We start from the raw sequence: 16,172 nt of genomic DNA on the forward strand, positions 1-16,172 counted from the left end.
CACTCCAGGCTTCGTTCGACGAGAGGACCCATGCGCCCCGCCAAGAGCCCCGCCGGACTCGCCACCGCCGTCGTGCTCGCCACGACCGGCGGTCTTGTCACCACCGCCGTCGTCATCGCGCCGACCGCCTCGGCCGCGACGACCTGCGCCTCCCCGGTCTACACCCGCCAGATCTTCGCCAACACCACGTTCTCCGGACCGGCGAGGCAGACGGGCTGCGATGCGGCGATCTCCGAGAACTGGGGCGCCAAGGCCCCCGCCTCCGGCCTGCCGTCCGACAACTTCGGCGTCCGGTGGACGGTGACAAGGGACTTCGGCTCGGGCGGGCCGTTCGTGTTCTCGGCCGCCGCGCGGGACGGCATCCGGGTCTACGTCGACGGCGTCCGCAAGGTCAGCCTCTGGAAGAACGGCTCGACGACGGTGAGTCAGGCCGTCAACGTGACCCTCCCGTCCGGCAGGCACACCCTCCGCGTCGACTACGTCAACTGGACGGGCGCCGCGAACGTCGGCTTCGGCTACACGCCCCGCACGTCGGCGACCGTGGACAAGGTGCGGCCGCTCGCGCCGACCGGCGCCGCCTGGGACCACACCCCGCACACCGGCGGCGGCGAGGCAGCGATCCTGCGCTGGGCCGCCAACAAGGAGATGGACCTCGCCGGTTACCGCGTCTACCGGCGCCCGCAGGCCGATGCCGCCTGGACCCGGGTCGGGGCGACCACGCTCCGCACGTTCACCGACGTCGCGCCGTCGACCGGACAGTCGTACCTCTACCAGCTCCGCGCCTACGACAAGGCGGGCAACGAGTCGGCAGGCACCGCCGCCCTCGGCCCGGTCCCGACGCCGGACCTCACCGCGCCCGCCGCGCCGGTCCTGACGGTCACCCCCACCGTGGACTCCAACGACCTGTCCTGGACGGCGCCGGCGGACGTCGTCGCCTTCTCGGTCTTCCGCAAGGAGACCTCGAAGACCGAGTGGACCGAGTACCCGGAGACCACCGACAGGAGCTGGAGGGACACCGGCGCGGTGTACGGACGGTCCTACGACTACAAGGTCGTCGGGTACGACGCCGCCTGGAACCACTCCGAGTCCGCCGTCGTCAGCGGCCGGCCCACCATCGCCCCGCCGCAGAACGTCACGGCCGCCACCCCGTCGTACGGCGCGGTGATCACCTGGACCGAGCCGGCCGGCGGCGACACCACCGCGTACACGGTGCTGCGCTCACCCGCCGCGGCGGACGGCGCCCGGACCTGGACGGCCATCGACTGCCGCAGCCGTACGACGAGCACCGACGGCACCGGCGCCACGGTCCGCTCCTGCACCGACTACGACGGCGACCAGGGCGCGACCTACGCCTACGCGGTGCGCCGGAAGGATTCCTACGACCGCTGGTCGGTCCCGTCCCCGGAGATCCTCGTCACCCGTCCCGGCGACGAGATCGCGCCCCCGGCCGTCACGAACCTGACCGCCCAGCCCCTGGAGTACGGCATCAGGCTCGACTGGGACCCGAGCCCGGTGGCCGACCTGAAGGAGTACTGGCTCTACGAGCAGCCGACGCGGTACGACGAGCCCCGGTACCTCGGCATCGTCGACGCGTCGAAGTCGGAGACCGTGCTGCGGACGCCGGCAAACGGCGAGGCGCGGCGGTTCGTCGTCGTCGGCGTCGACAACTACGGCAACGTCGCGACCTTCCACAACTGGGAGTGGAGCGAGCCCGTCGCCACGGTCGAGGTCACCGAACTCGACCTCGGCCCGACCACCCCGGCGCCCGAGGTCACGGCCTGCGACCTGAGCGCCTCGGCCGTCCGCACGGGCGGTGTCATGGTGGACCCCTACTGCTTCGGGGCGCGCTTCACCGAGGCCGACGGCTACCACGTCCACCGCTGGGACCGCACCACGAACAGCTGGGTCCGGCTGACCGACTCGCCGGCGACGACCTCCTACTGGACCGACACCACCGCCCCCGCCGCAACCACCCTCTACTACCTGGTCTCATTCACGGAGGCGGACGGCACGGAGGCGTTCACGAACGTCGCGGAGGCCGTGACCCCGGGGTGACCAGCGCGGTCGCGGCCAGGCCGGCGGCGGCTCAGCGCGCCCCCGGGTCGTACTTCTTCAGCGAGGCCTGGACCTCGGCCGCGTACGCGCCCTCCCACCACGGGACCGTCTCGACCAGCACCGGCTTGGTGCCGGAGGCAAGGACGAGGGCCCGGCCGGGGGGCATGGCGCCGAGGTCGGAGACCTGAAGGACACGCTCACGGCGCGTGGACTCGCTGATCGCACGGGCGCCGGACCAGCCGCCGAACTCCGACTCCCGGCTGGTCTGGTACTCGCGCAGCTCGTACTCGCCGGCCAGTTCGCTCAGGTCGCCCAGGAAGCGGGTGTCGGAGACGCCGCCGCCGTACACGCGGACGTTCGCGGCGGACCACAGCTTCTCCATGCCGCGCTCGCCCCACACCTCGATGCCCTGCGCCCAGGACTGCAGGATCGTCATCAGGATGATGCCGCGCGAGCCGTAGTGGGAGTACAGATCGGGCAGGGAACGCCAGCGGCAGACGTTGGCGGCCTCGTCGAGGACGCCGACGAGGGGCAGCGGGAGACGGCCGCCGCGCTGGGTGGTGGCGTACTCCTCGGCCGCCTCGACGACGGCGACGGTCAGCGCGGTCACGAGCGGCCCTGCGGAGTCGCGGCCCTCCCGGCTGAGCAAGTACAGGGTGCCGCCGCCGCGGACGAACGCGTGCGGGTCGAACTGCCCCGCATACTCGTCGGCGGGCGGCGTCACCCACCGGTTGACCTCGGGATTGACCAGGCAGGACGCCATCTGCTGGGCGACGCCGTAGATGCCGCTGCGCTGCTTGTCGGGGGCGTTGATCACGCCGGCCAGTCCGTCCGCGGGCATGGCGTGTCCGGCGCCGCGCAGGATCCGCTCCGGGGCGTCGTCCTTGGGGTTGGACAGCCAGGTGTAGATCTGCGTGATCGGCGCCTTGGCGCAGGCGGCGGCGAGCAGCAGGTTGGCGAGGAGGTCCTGGCCGGCCGGGTCGAAGAAGGCGTCGGTGGCGGCGTTCGCGTCACGCGAGCCGCTCGCGAAGTGGTCGGCCATCTTGCGGGCCTTGGCGACGTCGGTGACATACGACAGCGGGTTCCACCACCAGCTGGGCTCCTCCTGCGCGACCTGCTGCGGATCGAAGACCCACACCGGTCCGCGCGCGGTGCGCGGGCCCCGGGTGGCGTCCACGATGTCCCGCTTGTTGGAGGTGACCAGGACGGCGCCGGGCCCGTCGAGGATGGCGGGGATGGCACGCCGGGTCGTCTTACCGGTCCGCGGCCCCCAGATGTCCACGTGCATGTCCTCGTACGACCCGTACAGCGGCTGCCGTCCCTTGACGGACCGTCCGATGAACACGCCGGGCGTGGACGACTGCACGCCGAGGCGCTCGGCGGTGGCGGCGGCGCCCTTCATGGTCAGCTTGCCGAGCTCCTCGCCCTGCGCGAGATGCCTGGCGGCGCCGTCCACCTCGGGCTTGTTCCGGAAGCGCTCGCGCACCCGGTACCCGGCCAGCGCGAGAATCCCGACCACCACGGCCTCCCCGGCCGCGACGGCACTGGCGGGCGAACCCGGCCAGCTGTAGTCGCCCTTGATCACCTCGACGAGGAACGTCAGCGGATTGGAGGCCGGCGCGGGCGCGTCGGCGTACCCGGCGCCGATCTTCGCCGCCAGCCAGGCGCCGGCGGCGACGACGAGCACGACCGCGACGGCGATGACGATCTCAAAGGTCCAGTCGTCCTCGGCGCGGGGCTTCTTCTTCTGTTCTGCGGTCACCCGCGGGTCCGTCCTTTCTGGACTTCGACGGTCTGTTCATGCTCCGGTCTCACTGTCCTTGCCGTCGCCCTCGACCGCGTTCGTGCCCTGGGGGATCGGGACGCGGTAGACGCCGGTGATCTTGTCCTGGACGTCCCAGGTGCTGAACTTGACCGACTGGCCCGGACGCGGGGCGTGGATGATCTTGTGGCCTTTGGGGTCCCAGACCAGGCCCACGTGGCCGGAGTGGCCGTTGCCCTCCGGCCGGAAGAAGATGACGTCGCCGGGCTGGGCCTGGGACAGCGGCACCTCGTACTTCTTGAGGTAGGGCTCCTGCGTGTAGGTCGTGGTGCCGATGTTGATCTTCCCGCCGCTGGCCATGTAGTACGCCCACTGCGTGAAGCTCGAGCAGTCGAAGCTCGTGGGGTTCTCGCCCTGCAGCCGCGGAGCACCGAACACGTACGGGACGCCGATGCCCCGCTGGGCCCAGCCGAGGACCGCGCGGATCACCGGGTCGTCGGAGTCGGGAAGGACACCGGAGGCGCCGGCGCCGTCCGGGGCCACCTGGGCACCGCCGTTGTCCTGGGCGCAGTCGGCGTACTGGGCGTCCCGGTTGTCCTCGTCGGATCCCGGGACGGTGCCGTAGTCGGGGTTGGCGGTGACCTTGCCCTTCATCCACTCGTCGGGGTCGACCATGCCCGGGCCCTGGTCCTGGCCGGCCACGAACGGGTTGTCGACACCGGGGACGCGGACCTCCCAGTGCAGGTGGGGGCCAGTGACGTTACCGGTCGCGCCGACCGTGCCGATCTGGTCGCCGCGCTTGACGGTCTGTCCGACGGACACCTTGATCGAGGTCTGGTGGGCGTAGAGCGTGATGACGCCGCCCGCGTGCTGGATCTCCGTCTCGTTGCCGTACGAGCCGCCGGGGCCCGCGTGGACCACCTTGCCGTCGGCCGGAGCGTAGATCGGGGTGCCGCTGGATGCCACCAGGTCGAGGCCGGTGTGGTAGCCGAGGCTCCACATGCGGCCGTTCTGGTGGTAGGGAGTGCCGATCGTGTAGGTGCCCTGCTTCATGGGCCATTGCCAGTCCTTGCCGGTGGTGGGCTCCTTGGCGAGGGGGAAGGACACGGTCGTCGCGTGACCGGTCCCGGCAGTGAGGCCGGTCTCGGCGGTGTACGCGGCCAGGGACATCGCGGTGGTGGTGTCGTCACTGTTGTCGCCGTCCAGCGGCGGCGTCGACCAGGAGCGGGCCGGGGTCGCGGCGATGCTGAGGGCGGAGCCGGGCTGGGCGTTGTTGCCGACCGGCTCCGGAATGTCCGACTGCTGCCCGAGGGTGGGGAAGCCGGGGTTCTTCTCGATGGTCTCCTTCAGATGCGCGTACCACCGCTTGATGAGGTCCTGGTCGCCGGTGAGCACCCCGCGGTAGCGGGCGGCCTGGGTGAGGACGACGCGTGGGTAGATCGTGTTGGAGGCCGTGGAGCCGGAGTAGGTCTGGAGCGCCTTGAAGGGCGCGGTCTCGGCCTTCTTGGCGTGCAGGAAGTTGGCGGCGGCCCAGGCCGCGTCGTCGATGTTGTAGAGGTCCTTCGTACCGTCGCCGTTGCCGTCGGCGCCGTAGTCCGTCCAGGCCGGCTTGCCGAACTGCAGGATGCCCATGTAGCCGAGGGAGTTCTTGCCTCCGGGCGCGGCCGACTTGTCCTGGCCGAACTTTGTCTCCTGGTACATCTGCCCGGCGATGAGCGTCCAGTCGAGGCCGTCGTAGCGGGCGGCGGCGCGCATCGCGGCGAGGATCATCTTCGGTGGTATCTCGTTGCGCGCGGTCGTGCTCGGCATGTACATCTTGCCGGCCGGCATGACCGGGTTCGTGGCCGCGGCGTCACCGGTGTTGCCGGCGTTGGCGTTGTCGGCGTAGTCGTCGCAGGAAGCCGCGGCCGCACCGGCGCCCACGCCTCCGACCATGCTTCCCAGAAGAACCAGGACGAGGGTGCCGATCCCGGCGATCGGCAGGCAGCCGATGCCGCCGGCTATCCACATCCATTTGTTGCTCTTGTTCTTGTTCTTGTCGCCGCCCTGATCGTTCCCGCGCTGGGCGGCCTGCTTGGCCGCCTTGGCCGCCTTGGCGACCTTCGCCGCCTTGCTGGCGGCGGCCAGTACCGCCGGTGCAACCATGTCGACTCACGCCCCCGAATCGTCGGACGCGCCCACGTCACCGAGGCCGAAGACGTCGAACCCGGAGACGACCCACTCGTCGTGGTCCTCCTTGACCGTCACCAGCCACTGATTGGACTCGGTGGTGGTCTTCCCGTCCGCGGTGTGCGTGGCGGTCACCTTGACCAGGCTGGACATCGAACGGCCGCTGTCCCGCACCACGTCGTCGGAGACCACGGCGTCGCGCACCACGACGGCCTCGCCCTTGGAGGAGCACTTCTCGGCCTGGCAGGTCGCCCACTCCTTGCCGGTCGGCAGCGAGGTCGCCTGCTTCATCTGCGCGTCGTTCACGGTGAGCCTGAGAAGGGGAGCGCTCCAGGTCGCGGCGTTGCTCGAGTGGTCGTACGTGGTGAGCCCGGCCATGTACTGGACCATGACTGCGTGAGCCCGGGTGGCTTCGGAGACCGAGACGATCGGGGCGAGCGCGGTGTTCTGCGACCCGGCGCCGTCGCCGGAACCCTGCCCGTCCGAGCCGGAGTCGCTCTGCCCCGAGGTGGCGGTGGGCGCCGCGGAGCCGCCGCTCTCGTCGCCGCCATCGCCCCCGTCGTCTCCGTCGAAGACGGTGAACACGGTGAGCACGGCAATCAGGAGAAACCCGAGCACCCCCAGGGCCATCAGCCCCGTGCGCTTGTTCTCCGCAGGCAAGTCCACGCTCCCGCGCCTCCCTTGTGCTGAGCCGGTACGGCGGGTGACCGGGACACGGTAGGCGGCGCAGGAGGCGGGGAGTCGGGGGAATTCCTGGCGGGGAAACGGGAGGGGCGAGGGTCGGGAAAGAGGAGGAAAGCCGGGCCCGGCTCACCTCACCGTGCTGCCGTCCGCGGCACGCACTCCGGCCGCCCGCCACAGCGGTCATTCGGGCCGCGGGTCCACCGGAAGCGGGTCGAACGGGTACGCCGTGTGCCCGCCCTTGGGCGAACAGGCCGCGAACGGGCCCGCGTCTGCGTCCATCAGCACGCGCAGATGCGGGTCCGCGTGATGCAGCCACCACGTCGACATGCCGAGCGCCGGGTCCTGACGCAGGTGTTCCCAGGCCAGCCAGAGCGCGGAAAGGCGGGCACCGGCCTCGGGGTGTTCCCACCACCTCGGGCACCAGGTGGCCGAGGAGCCGTTGATCCGGCGGCGGATCATCTGGGCAAGGTAGTCGGAGACGAAGACGAAGACGTCCGCGAAGTAGAACTCCGGCTCCTCGCCGACAGGTTCGGTACCGGTCATCGTTCGACTCCTGCGGGCTGCTGCTGAGGTACCGGGGGCGGCAGGCTGAGGGCCGCGGCCGGATTGAGGACTCCGTGGCCCGCGGTCGGCCCGCGCGGGGCGGCGGGGCGGGCGACGGGGCGTACGTCGACGCCAGGAAGGAACTCGTTGGCGGCGGCGCGCTGCGCCGGCTTCACCTTGGCATTCAACTCCTCGTAAGAGTCGGCGAGTTGAAGTCGCCACAGTGCCGTTTCATGGCTGTCGCGTAGCTTCTGAGGTACCTCGACGCCGCCGAGCTTCTGCGCGAACTCCTTCGGGGACTTCGCCGGGTCGAAGTCATCCATGCACACCTGCGCCCGCAGGGCGTCGTTCGTGATCAGCTCGTCGATCTCCGCAGGCAGATGCCCGTGCCGTGGTGCGGGCAGCGGGAACTTGATGTTGTCCTTGCCGACGTTCTCGTGGGCGAGGAGCCGAGGCAGTTCGTCCTTGCCGAGGACGGACGACCTGATGATGTCCGTGGCGAAGGCGACAACAGGTCCCTGCGCGGCCTCGGCATAGCGCTGCGAGACCGTCGACCAGACCTCGGGTGCGAGGGCCTCCACCTCGGCGGAGTCCAGCTCGTAGTCCCTGACGAGTGCGCTCTGCACATGCTTGTTCCACAGCTGGTACGAGTCGAGCCGGCTGCCCGCCGGGGAGTCCTCCAGCACCTGCAAGCCCCTCGTCCTGCCGCATGCCTGCGCCAGGAAACGGTGACCTACCGGCTCCGGCGCGCCCTCGGGTTGCGACATGAACGACCAGAACGCCCGCACGGTGCCGCGGCCCTCATGGGTGACGGACTCGCTCTGCGCCACGTCACGGATGAAGGAGGCCAGATCCGGCACCGGACGGCCCTGTTCGTGGGCCGCTCGCCAGTCCGCGTAGATCCGCTCGGCCACCTCCGCACCGTCCGCCCTCGACTGTGGCTCGGCCTGGTGGGAGGCGCGCTGGAGCGCGAGAGCGTCCGCGATCTCGGCCTGCGTCGGCGGAGCACCGAAGCTCACCCAGCCCCCCGCACGGCCGGGTACACGGACAGGCTGATCATCGATCCGCCCGGCCGGTCCTGTGTCCACGTCGGGAACGACACCGACTGCTCCAGGACGAACGCCGCGCCGCCCTCACCCGGGGTCGTCCAGTGAGCGAGCCGGTACGGGCTGCGGCGCCGCAGCCGGGACTCGCGGTCCTCCCAGAACGCGGGAGCCGACGGTTCCGGGAAGTCCTCGGCGTCCCACGCACCCGTCCACGCCGGAGTTCCCAGCACACTCGTGGCCGCTTCCAGACAGGCGGGCCAGCGCTCGTCCGCGGCGGCCAACACAGCGCTGTTGGCGCCTGCCCCGTCGGCCTTCACATGCCAGGCCTCGTACCCCACGCCGGAGACGGGAGCCCACCGGCCGTTCGAGTAGAACGTCAGCTTCCCCCCGCTCGGGCCGCGCACGACCAGCTGCCGGTCGAACGTCAGGGGCTCCCACCCGTACCGCCCGCACCACTCCTGCAGCACGCGCTCCACGCCCCATGGCGGACCCGGCCACACGGAAGTCCAGTCCACGCCCCGCAGCACCGCCAGCTCGGCGACGAGGTCCTGTGCCGTGCGGCCGGTCGTCTCCGTCAGCATGGTTACCCCTCTCGATCAGACCATCAGGTCAGGACGATACCGAGCAGCAACAGCGCCACCACGATCGCGCCCATGACGATGCGCGCCGTCGGGTCCTCGCGTTCCCACAGGTCGTGGACGACGGCCCAGCCGGTCATGCGGGCGGCACGGCCGCTATGGATGCTGGACGGCGACGCCTGCTGGTCCTCGTCCGGGTCCTCGCCGTCCATCGGCAGCGGCTCGGGATCCTCGTCGAAGCCGACCGGCAGCCCCTGCTGCTCCTGTGCCACCAGAACCATCTGCTCGAGAAGTTCGGGAATCGTGTTCGGGGTGAGGGGATAGGCGAAGGTCCCGTACGGCGTCTGCACGCACAGGCGGGCCTGCCAGGGGTTGCCGGGCTCATAGCCGTCGACCCAGGCGTGATCGGCCTGGAACACCTGGGGGACCTGAGGAGCTTGGGGAGCTTGGGGAACCTGCGGCGCCGGCGTCACCTGCGGAGCCTGGAGGGCCGGTACGGCGGCGGGGGCGGGGGCCATCTGGACCGGCGGGGCCTGCTGGGGGATCTCCCAGGTGGGCCGGCCGGGCTGCTGCGGGTTCCCGTTGTGGTCGGTCAACTCTCGTCCTTCGCCGGGTCCGTCGGATCCAGGGGTGGGCGCCGGTAGTGGTGTCGGCACGTCAGGCAGGCGTGCCCAGCGCATTGTGGGCCCAGGGCGGGTCGGTGCGACACAGGGTCTTCCCGACGCGTCCCTGACACTTTTCCCGACGGGTTTCCTCATGGGCGTCCCGCCGGGAATTCTCCGTCTCCCGGTGAGGAAAGCGACACCGGTCCCGTGACGGGTCTTTGTCACACTGCCAGCGCACCTGGCTGGGGCCAGGGCCCGTCGTGCGGTGCGGTCGTGAACCCGCCCAGGCGGACGGGGAACCGACTCGCTGGAGTAACCGACTCGATGACAGACCACAACAGCCCTGCTGGCGCGGTCGGCGGAGGCCAGCCTTCCGGGCAGCCCGGGTCCTTCGGTCCTACCCAGCAGCCACAGCAACAGGCGTGGCAGGCGCAGGGCCAGGGGCAGCAGGCCCCCGCCCCACAGCAGCCGCAGCAGCCGCAGCAGCCCCAGCCTCAGCCTCAGCAGCTCCCCTCCGACGCGGCCCGCGCACAGGTCGCCGCCGCCTGGGTGCGCAACACGCCCCGCGCCGGGCAGGCCGCCGTACCGTCGCTGCCGCCGCGCGAGACACGCCCACAGGGCGAGTCGAAGAAGGACAAGCGCGAGCGGGAGCGGGCGGCGCGCAAGGCTGCGTACGAGCAGAAGAAGGCGGAGAAAGAGCAGCGCAAGAGGGGCGGTACGGCTACCGCAACCACCGCCGCTGCCACCGCGCACGCGCCCACGCCCACGCCCGTCGTGGCGGGTCAGCCCACGCCCCATGCTCCCGCCGCGAGCAGCGTGACGCCCTCGGCGAGGCCCACGGCCGCCATCGCCGCGACTGCCCACTCCGCGCCCGCCCATACCGGCGCCCCGGCCCAGGTCGCCCCGAAGCCCGCCCGTGACTTCGACGTCCCCAGGCCCGGCGGCCGCATCCCCGGCGGCGGACGCCGTACGCACGTCGCGCTCCGCGCCACGCTGCTGATCACCACCTGTCTGCTCGCGCTGGGCTCGTGCGGCGTGATGGGGCTCGTGGTCGGCAAGTCGTCCGGGACCCCCACCGCCGGGCTGGACGCGTCGGACGCCACCCGGTACCGCCTCACCGAGTTCCCCACCGAGCAGGCGGCGGCTTTCGCGGAGCAGTACGCGCAGCTCTGCATGACGTTCTCCCCGGACACCTCGTCCGCCCGCCGGACCGACCTCGCCCGCTACGCCTCCGCCGGCGTCGACCCCGACTGCGGCTGGAGCGGCGACGGCACCAGCAAGGCGGTCTCCGCCGCGTGGGACGGCACCGCCGAGAAGCTTCCCGAGTACGGCGACCACGGCCGGTACATCGGCGTTCAGGTCCGGACGGACGACGGCACGCTCACCACGCTCACCGTCCCGGTGTACGTGCAGAACCTCAAGACGGGCGAGGGCATGCGCGTCGCCGGCGACGTCGGCCAGATGCCGATGCCGGCGGCAGCGGACGTGCCCGAGGTCGACCAGGGCGACGAGGTCGTGGACGACACGCTCTCCACGCAGCTCCAGAAGGAGGTGCTGCCGGGCTACTTCGAGGCCTGGGGCGCCTCCGACGCCACCGCCATGGCCCGCTTCATCACGCCCGACGCGTCCCTGACGGCCACGACGGGTCTGGTCGGACGTCTGACGGGCCCGCAGGTCGGCACCGTCGTCGCGCTCGTCCCGGTGAACGTGCAGGACACCAAGCCCTACGCCTACAGCGCAGGTCAGGCCGTCCAGGTTCGCGTGATCGTCGACTGGAAGGACGCCAAGGGCGTCACGGTGCGCCGCGCCTACCGGATGACGACGGTGAACACGGCTCAGGGCTGGTTCATCAAGGACATCCGCGGCGGTGTGCTCGACGCGGAGGGCGGCCGGGCGGACAGCGAAACCGACAGCGGCTCCGCAACGGGAACGGCCTCGCCTTCGGCCACCGCCTCCGGCTCCCCCGCTCCTTCAACCTCCGCCCCCACGACGCCCCAGTCGTCCAAGAACAAGAAGCCCGGCAAGTCCTGACCGGACCGCGCCCGCCACCCCGCCCCGCTCCCCACCGCTTTACCACCCGAGAGGAATCACCATGTACCTGGCAGCCGGTACGACCCTGAACGACATGTTCGGGCAGATCGAGGACATCCTGCGCAACGCGGGCACCATGGTCGCCGTCATCGCCCTGCTCATCCTCGGCATCCGCATGCTCCTGTCGATGAAGCGCGGCGACGGCATGCGCGAGGCCTTCCAGGGCTTCGGCATGATCGCGCTGGCCGCCTTGATCATCGGTGGCGCCGGCGGTCTCGCCGGCGTACTGATCGGCCTCGGCAGCCAGATCGGCGGCGGCAACTGACCGACCGTCCGGGCCCCGCCCGACGGACCGTCAGTAGCCGTCCCTACCAGGGGAGTTCGCAAGCATGAGCCAGGAGGCACCACCGGAGCCGCTGGTCGCGTACGACCACACCGATCTGGTCAACCGCCCCAAGCGGATCTGGAACTGGGGCAACATCCCGCTGCCGGGCCTGCTGCTGCCCGCACTGGGCGCGGCCTTCGGCTTCGGGCTGATCTGGCTCATCGCGCTGTTCACGATGTCGGCGTTCCTGCCGTTCCTCGGGATGTCGATGTGGACGTCGATCCTCTACTTCGGGCCGCCGTTCGCCGTCTACTTCGTCTGGGGACGGCCGCTGCCCTCGGCGCTCACGCTGAGCCAGCAGCTCGTGGTGTGGACCGACTGGTGGTTCCAGCCCAAGCGGCTGCAGGGCCTCGCCGCCGACCAGGAGCCCGAGGAGCTGCACTGGCAGGTCATCCTCTTCACCCCCGGCTCGCCGCGCTGGCAGGCCCGCTACGACTCCGCGCGCCAGGCCGCCGCCGCACGCGGCAGCGCCTTCTCCACCTACCGCTGACCCCTCCCCTCCCCCTCCTCCTTCACGTCCTTCACGTCCTTCACGTCGACCACCGCAGGTGACTCCTCCATGTTCATGCTGATCCTTCTGGGCGGGGCGGCCGCCTTCTTCGTGGTCGCCATGATCATGGCCGCCTCGTCGAGCAAGAAGAACGGTCAGGGCGGCCAGGGCGGCTCCAGGCAGTCGTCCTCCTCCCGCTCCAGGCCGTCCGGCTCGTCGGCGTCCGCCCGCCGCGAGGACCTCCGTCTCCCCTACCGCTACGCCGACGACATGATCTTCGTGCACGGCGACTCGGTGTGGACGGGCATGGTCCTGCCCAACGCCATCGACGAGTACCTGAACGCCGGCGAGCTCCAGGCGATGGCCGAGGGCCCGGCCCGCGGTCTGCTCAACCTGGCCCGCGGCGACCGCAACGTCGAATGCCACTACCGCAAGGTCTACCAGCCGATCACCGCGCTGACCTGGGCGGAGGAACTGAACGCGATCGCCTGGGAGCCCACCGAGAACTACAAGGCGTACAACCTGCGCAAGGCCGAGTACCAGGAGCGCATCGGCGCCAAGCGGGAGCGCAACATCCTGCTGGTGAAGCTGGGTTCGCTGAAGCGGACGAGCGGCGGCAGCGGTGTCCTGGCGCAGGACGACGAGCCGTACGACGAGCCCGGCCTCCTCCAGGGCGTGCGCGGCGCCGCCGACCAGGCCGCCGCCACCGCGACCGGCGTCACGGACGAGTACCTCTCCCCGCACGTCCTCGCCGAGTGGACGCAGACGGCCGTCGAGGTCCACGAGAGCCTGGAGGGCCTCAAGGGCACCCCGCTCAGCCGCGAGGAGCTCGTCTGGCTGATCCGCAAGCCGCTCCACGGCGACCTGCCGGTCCCGCCGGAGCCGGTGCTCGGCTCGCGGGCCTGGGGCCCCAACCACTTCGACCTGGTCGTCGACTTCTCCGGCGAGAACCGCAAGACGCACATCGTCCTGCACCAGTACGACGAGGTGACGGGCGAGCAGCAGACCAGCTACACCACGACGCTCGTAGCCGCCAACTGGCCCGCGGAGACCCGCTTCCGCCAGTCCACGGCCTGGGCGCGTTACGCCGCCCAGCACGTGGACTTCCCCGTCGAGATCGACATGCGGTTCACGCTCATCCCGTACCTGAAGTTCAAGGACCGCGCCGACAAGATCCGCGGCAACCTCGTCGACGAGATGAACGACATGGCCAACTCCGGCCGCAGCCCCGACACCAAGCTGGCCACCCAGGTCACCCGCGCCCAGGAGCTCGTCGACGACATCGAAGAGCACAAGATGCCGGGCATGGAGGCGCAGATCCGCTTCACGATCTCGGCTCACGACGTGAAGGAGCTGGAGCGCCGGCGACGCGTCCTGGAGATGCAGTTCAAGCAGGACCTGAAGGTCACGCTGCTGCGCCCGACCCGCCAGCAGTGGCGCCTGCTCCAGTCCCAACTGCCTGGCGAAGCACCCAAGTTGCCGATCGCCCCGTATCTCCGCCTCCAGGAGGTCGAGCAGCTCGGCGCCGGACTTCCCACGGCCGGAACGGAGCTGGGCGACAACCCCGAGCAGCGGTCCGGCAAGCGGCTCGGCTGGGTCGGCAACCTGGTCGGCTGGGCGGGCAAGATGCCGGTCCACTACTCGCTCCACGTCGGTCCGGCCCGCAACGACGGCGGTGGCCTGGCCATCGTCGGCGCGTCCGGCGGCGGCAAGTCGTCGCTGGCCCTGCAGAAGTTCTACGAGGAGTCGGAGTCCGGCGTCCGCTGCCTGGTCATCGACCCGAAGACCGACTTCGCCCAGATGTGCTACTACCTGGCCTTCGGCGCCCAGGTGAACGACCCGGCCTTCGCGGGCGACGCGGAACAGGGCCTCCTCGGCACCCCACAGAGCCGGTTCCAGCCCGTGAACCCGGAGTTCTGGGCGGAGACGGAGGTCGTCGACCTCCTGAAGGGCCAGGCGGGCGTCCTCGACCCGTGGGTCATCGCCCGCGACGTCCCCGCCGGCCGCCTCCTCGCCGAGTCCATGCTCCGCGGCTTCCTCGGCGACGAGGACTACCAGCGCGTCCGCCTCCCCGTCATCGAGGGCATGGCGACCGTCATCGGCCGCTACAACTCCGCGATCCGCCAGGCCGTCGAGCAGGGCCACACCGCCCGCGACGCCGAACTCGCCGTCCCCCGCCCGACGTTGTGGCAGGTCGTGGACGAGGTCGTCGCGGCGTACGACCACGCGGTGGCCAGCGGCGACCGCGAGGCGATCAAGGACCTGAAGCTCGCGCAGATGCTCCTCACCGAGCTGCGCACGCTCCCCTACGCCCGGCTCTCCTTCGCCGAGCACCCGCAGCCCCTCTCCAGCATGCGCAAGCGCCGCACCGTCATCACCCTGCGCGGCTTCCAGTCGCCGGCGGCCTCCGACCCGCGCAACTGGAACCCGGCGGAACGCCTCGCGGCGACGGCCCTGATGGCGGTCGTGGAACTGGGCAGCCAGATGCTCGACGTCGGCTACGAGAAGAACCCGGTGACCGGCGAGATCGGTCTGCGCCCCAAGGCGCTCTTCGTCGACGAGGCGTACGTCGTCACGGCGACCGAGTCCGGCCGCGACCTGATGCGCCGCGCGCTGAAGCAGGGCCGCTCCTACCTCGCGGTGACCGTCCTGATCACCCAGCAGGCCATCGACCTCGTCCAGATCGAGGACTCCGAGGCCCGCAGCGGCGGCGCCAACCAGATCCACACCGTCTTCGCCTTCAAGCAGAAGTCGGCGCAGGAAGCCTCCCTGGTGGCCCCGCTCCTGGGCCGCCCGGAGAACGACCCGAAGGTCATCGCCGCCCTGCAGGAACTCCGCACGGGTGTCTGCCTCCAGCGCGACGCGGACAAGCGCGTCGGCACGGTCGCCGTCGACCTGGTCTTCAAGGAGATCCTCGCCGCCACGGACACCAACGGCACCACCCGCCCGGCCCGCCAGGGCATCAACCCGCCGCTGAGCGTCTGGGACTGGACGTTCCTACAGGAGGCGGAGGAGGACCCGGCACGGTCGGTGACCCCTGCGGCGGAGACGGCCCCACAGTCAGCGGCGGCAACGGCATGACGCCCCTCACGACCCGAACCCCCCGAGGAGTCCGCACCTCCATGCACCTGTCCAGAGGTCTCGCCACCGGCGCCGCCTGCCTCGCCCTGCTCGCGACGCTGAGCGGGTGCGGGTCGGACACACAGTCGGGCTCGGAGTCCCAGACCGGTGCCGACTCGGTCTTCGGCGCCGGCGGCTCACCCCCCGGCTCCGGATCGGGCTCGGACTCCGCGTCCAAGGGCCTTCCCAGCGCCAAGACGCTGCGGGACGTCCAGGAGTTCATCTCCGGCGCGGGGCTCCCGTGCGACAACCTCACCGACGACGAGAGCGCGCAGGGAACGCCTTCCGAGGGATTCCTCGGCCCCGCGGACGAGAACGACACCGGTGCCGAGAAGGCCGAGATCGACGCCTGGGCGATCAGGAGGTCGGGCTTCTGCGGCGAGACGCGGTCCGACCTCGGCGGCTGGATCATCTACCTGCCGAGCGACATGAAGGCGTTCCAGGAGAACTACCGCAAGAAGGCCAAGGAAAGCTCGGGGGAAGACGGTTGGAAGGACACCCTGGCGCGCGGCGAATTCTTCTTCGGCACCGACTTCGTCATCGATCCCACTAACTACCAGGCCAGCAAGTCCCTGCTCGAAGCCGGAATGCTGATGGAGAACTGCGACCCCGCCTTCAAGGCTCCTGACGGATACCGCGCACAGGACGCACAGGCGAGCGGCTGCGTACTGACCAACTACCTCCTCGACCCCCTGGACCAGTAG

The 16,172-nt window shown here is 70.8% G+C and carries 13 protein-coding genes; 6 read left to right on the plus strand and 7 right to left on the minus strand.

All coding sequences use genetic code 11. The features are described 5' to 3' along the window. Positions 1–30 precede the first annotated feature (30 nt). Positions 31–2,055 (plus strand): fibronectin type III domain-containing protein, encoded by a 2,025-nt coding sequence (locus ACIBTS_RS16780; RefSeq protein ID WP_399320031.1) that lies wholly within the window; start codon positions 31–33, stop codon positions 2,053–2,055. Between the two features lie 31 nt (positions 2,056–2,086). Here the strand turns inward: ACIBTS_RS16780 and ACIBTS_RS16785 are convergent, their stop codons facing one another. The 7 genes from ACIBTS_RS16785 to ACIBTS_RS16815 all read right to left on the minus strand — a co-directional run bounded on the left by ACIBTS_RS16785 (position 2,087) and on the right by ACIBTS_RS16815 (position 9,433). Further along, positions 2,087–3,817, minus strand: a complete 1,731-nt coding sequence (locus tag ACIBTS_RS16785; RefSeq protein ID WP_399320033.1) for a type IV secretory system conjugative DNA transfer family protein — start codon at positions 3,815–3,817, stop codon at positions 2,087–2,089. Between the two features lie 36 nt (positions 3,818–3,853). Further along, a complete protein-coding gene (locus ACIBTS_RS16790) occupies positions 3,854–5,962 on the minus strand; it encodes a peptidoglycan DD-metalloendopeptidase family protein (protein ID WP_399320035.1) in 2,109 nt (702 codons plus the stop codon). Between the two features lie 6 nt (positions 5,963–5,968). Continuing rightward, entirely contained in the window at positions 5,969–6,652 is a 684-nt protein-coding gene (locus ACIBTS_RS16795; RefSeq protein ID WP_399320037.1) for a hypothetical protein, read from the minus strand. 198 nt (positions 6,653–6,850) lie between these two features. Next, positions 6,851–7,213, minus strand: coding sequence for a DUF4913 domain-containing protein (locus tag ACIBTS_RS16800; protein WP_399320039.1), 363 nt, complete (start codon positions 7,211–7,213; stop codon positions 6,851–6,853). After that, positions 7,210–8,232 (minus strand): hypothetical protein, encoded by a 1,023-nt coding sequence (locus ACIBTS_RS16805; protein ID WP_399320041.1) that lies wholly within the window; start codon positions 8,230–8,232, stop codon positions 7,210–7,212. Before ACIBTS_RS16805 ends, ACIBTS_RS16800 begins: the two co-directional genes overlap by 4 nt. Continuing rightward, positions 8,229–8,840 (minus strand): hypothetical protein, encoded by a 612-nt coding sequence (locus ACIBTS_RS16810; protein WP_399320043.1) that lies wholly within the window; start codon positions 8,838–8,840, stop codon positions 8,229–8,231. Before ACIBTS_RS16810 ends, ACIBTS_RS16805 begins: the two co-directional genes overlap by 4 nt. Positions 8,841–8,863: 23 nt before the next feature. Beyond that, the gene (locus tag ACIBTS_RS16815) at positions 8,864–9,433 is read right to left on the minus strand and encodes a hypothetical protein (protein ID WP_399320045.1); all 570 of its coding nucleotides are present in this window, start codon (positions 9,431–9,433) and stop codon (positions 8,864–8,866) included. Positions 9,434–9,766: 333 nt separating this feature from the next. Here ACIBTS_RS16815 and ACIBTS_RS16820 point away from each other — a divergent pair, with 333 nt between their 5' ends. From ACIBTS_RS16820 to ACIBTS_RS16840, 5 genes are all read left to right on the plus strand, one after another. Continuing rightward, positions 9,767–11,473: a conjugal transfer protein gene (locus ACIBTS_RS16820; protein ID WP_399320047.1), complete on the plus strand. Its 1,707-nt coding sequence runs from the start codon at positions 9,767–9,769 to the stop codon at positions 11,471–11,473. Between the two features lie 61 nt (positions 11,474–11,534). Continuing rightward, positions 11,535–11,798 carry a hypothetical protein gene (locus ACIBTS_RS16825; protein ID WP_327184223.1) on the plus strand — a complete coding sequence of 88 codons (264 nt, stop codon included), beginning with the start codon at positions 11,535–11,537 and terminating at the stop codon, positions 11,796–11,798. A 64-nt stretch (positions 11,799–11,862) separates the two neighbouring features. Then, entirely contained in the window at positions 11,863–12,348 is a 486-nt protein-coding gene (locus ACIBTS_RS16830) for a hypothetical protein (RefSeq protein WP_399320049.1), read from the plus strand. Positions 12,349–12,417: 69 nt separating this feature from the next. Beyond that, complete coding sequence (locus ACIBTS_RS16835) at positions 12,418–15,429, plus strand: ATP-binding protein (RefSeq protein ID WP_399320051.1); 3,012 nt, start codon at positions 12,418–12,420, stop codon at positions 15,427–15,429. Between the two features lie 41 nt (positions 15,430–15,470). Continuing rightward, a complete protein-coding gene (locus ACIBTS_RS16840; RefSeq protein ID WP_399320053.1) occupies positions 15,471–16,172 on the plus strand; it encodes a hypothetical protein in 702 nt (233 codons plus the stop codon).

This window comes from Streptomyces sp. NPDC050121 (genome assembly GCF_044460385.1).
Taxonomy (GTDB): Bacteria; Actinomycetota; Actinomycetes; order Streptomycetales; family Streptomycetaceae; genus Streptomyces; species Streptomyces soliscabiei.

What these genes read in the sequence shown, in the direction of transcription:
- ACIBTS_RS16800 (WP_399320039.1), bottom strand. Translation starts at nt 7,213, where the DNA reads ATGACCGGTACCGAACCTGTCGGCGAGGAGCCGGAGTTCTACTTCGCG.
- ACIBTS_RS16780 (WP_399320031.1), top strand. Translation starts at nt 31, where the DNA reads ATGCGCCCCGCCAAGAGCCCCGCCGGACTCGCCACCGCCGTCGTGCTC.
- ACIBTS_RS16830 (WP_399320049.1), top strand. Translation starts at nt 11,863, where the DNA reads ATGAGCCAGGAGGCACCACCGGAGCCGCTGGTCGCGTACGACCACACC.
- ACIBTS_RS16840 (WP_399320053.1), top strand. Translation starts at nt 15,471, where the DNA reads ATGCACCTGTCCAGAGGTCTCGCCACCGGCGCCGCCTGCCTCGCCCTG.
- ACIBTS_RS16825 (WP_327184223.1), top strand. Translation starts at nt 11,535, where the DNA reads ATGTACCTGGCAGCCGGTACGACCCTGAACGACATGTTCGGGCAGATC.
- ACIBTS_RS16810 (WP_399320043.1), bottom strand. Translation starts at nt 8,840, where the DNA reads ATGCTGACGGAGACGACCGGCCGCACGGCACAGGACCTCGTCGCCGAG.
- ACIBTS_RS16835 (WP_399320051.1), top strand. Translation starts at nt 12,418, where the DNA reads ATGTTCATGCTGATCCTTCTGGGCGGGGCGGCCGCCTTCTTCGTGGTC.
- ACIBTS_RS16790 (WP_399320035.1), bottom strand. Translation starts at nt 5,962, where the DNA reads ATGGTTGCACCGGCGGTACTGGCCGCCGCCAGCAAGGCGGCGAAGGTC.
- ACIBTS_RS16820 (WP_399320047.1), top strand. Translation starts at nt 9,767, where the DNA reads ATGACAGACCACAACAGCCCTGCTGGCGCGGTCGGCGGAGGCCAGCCT.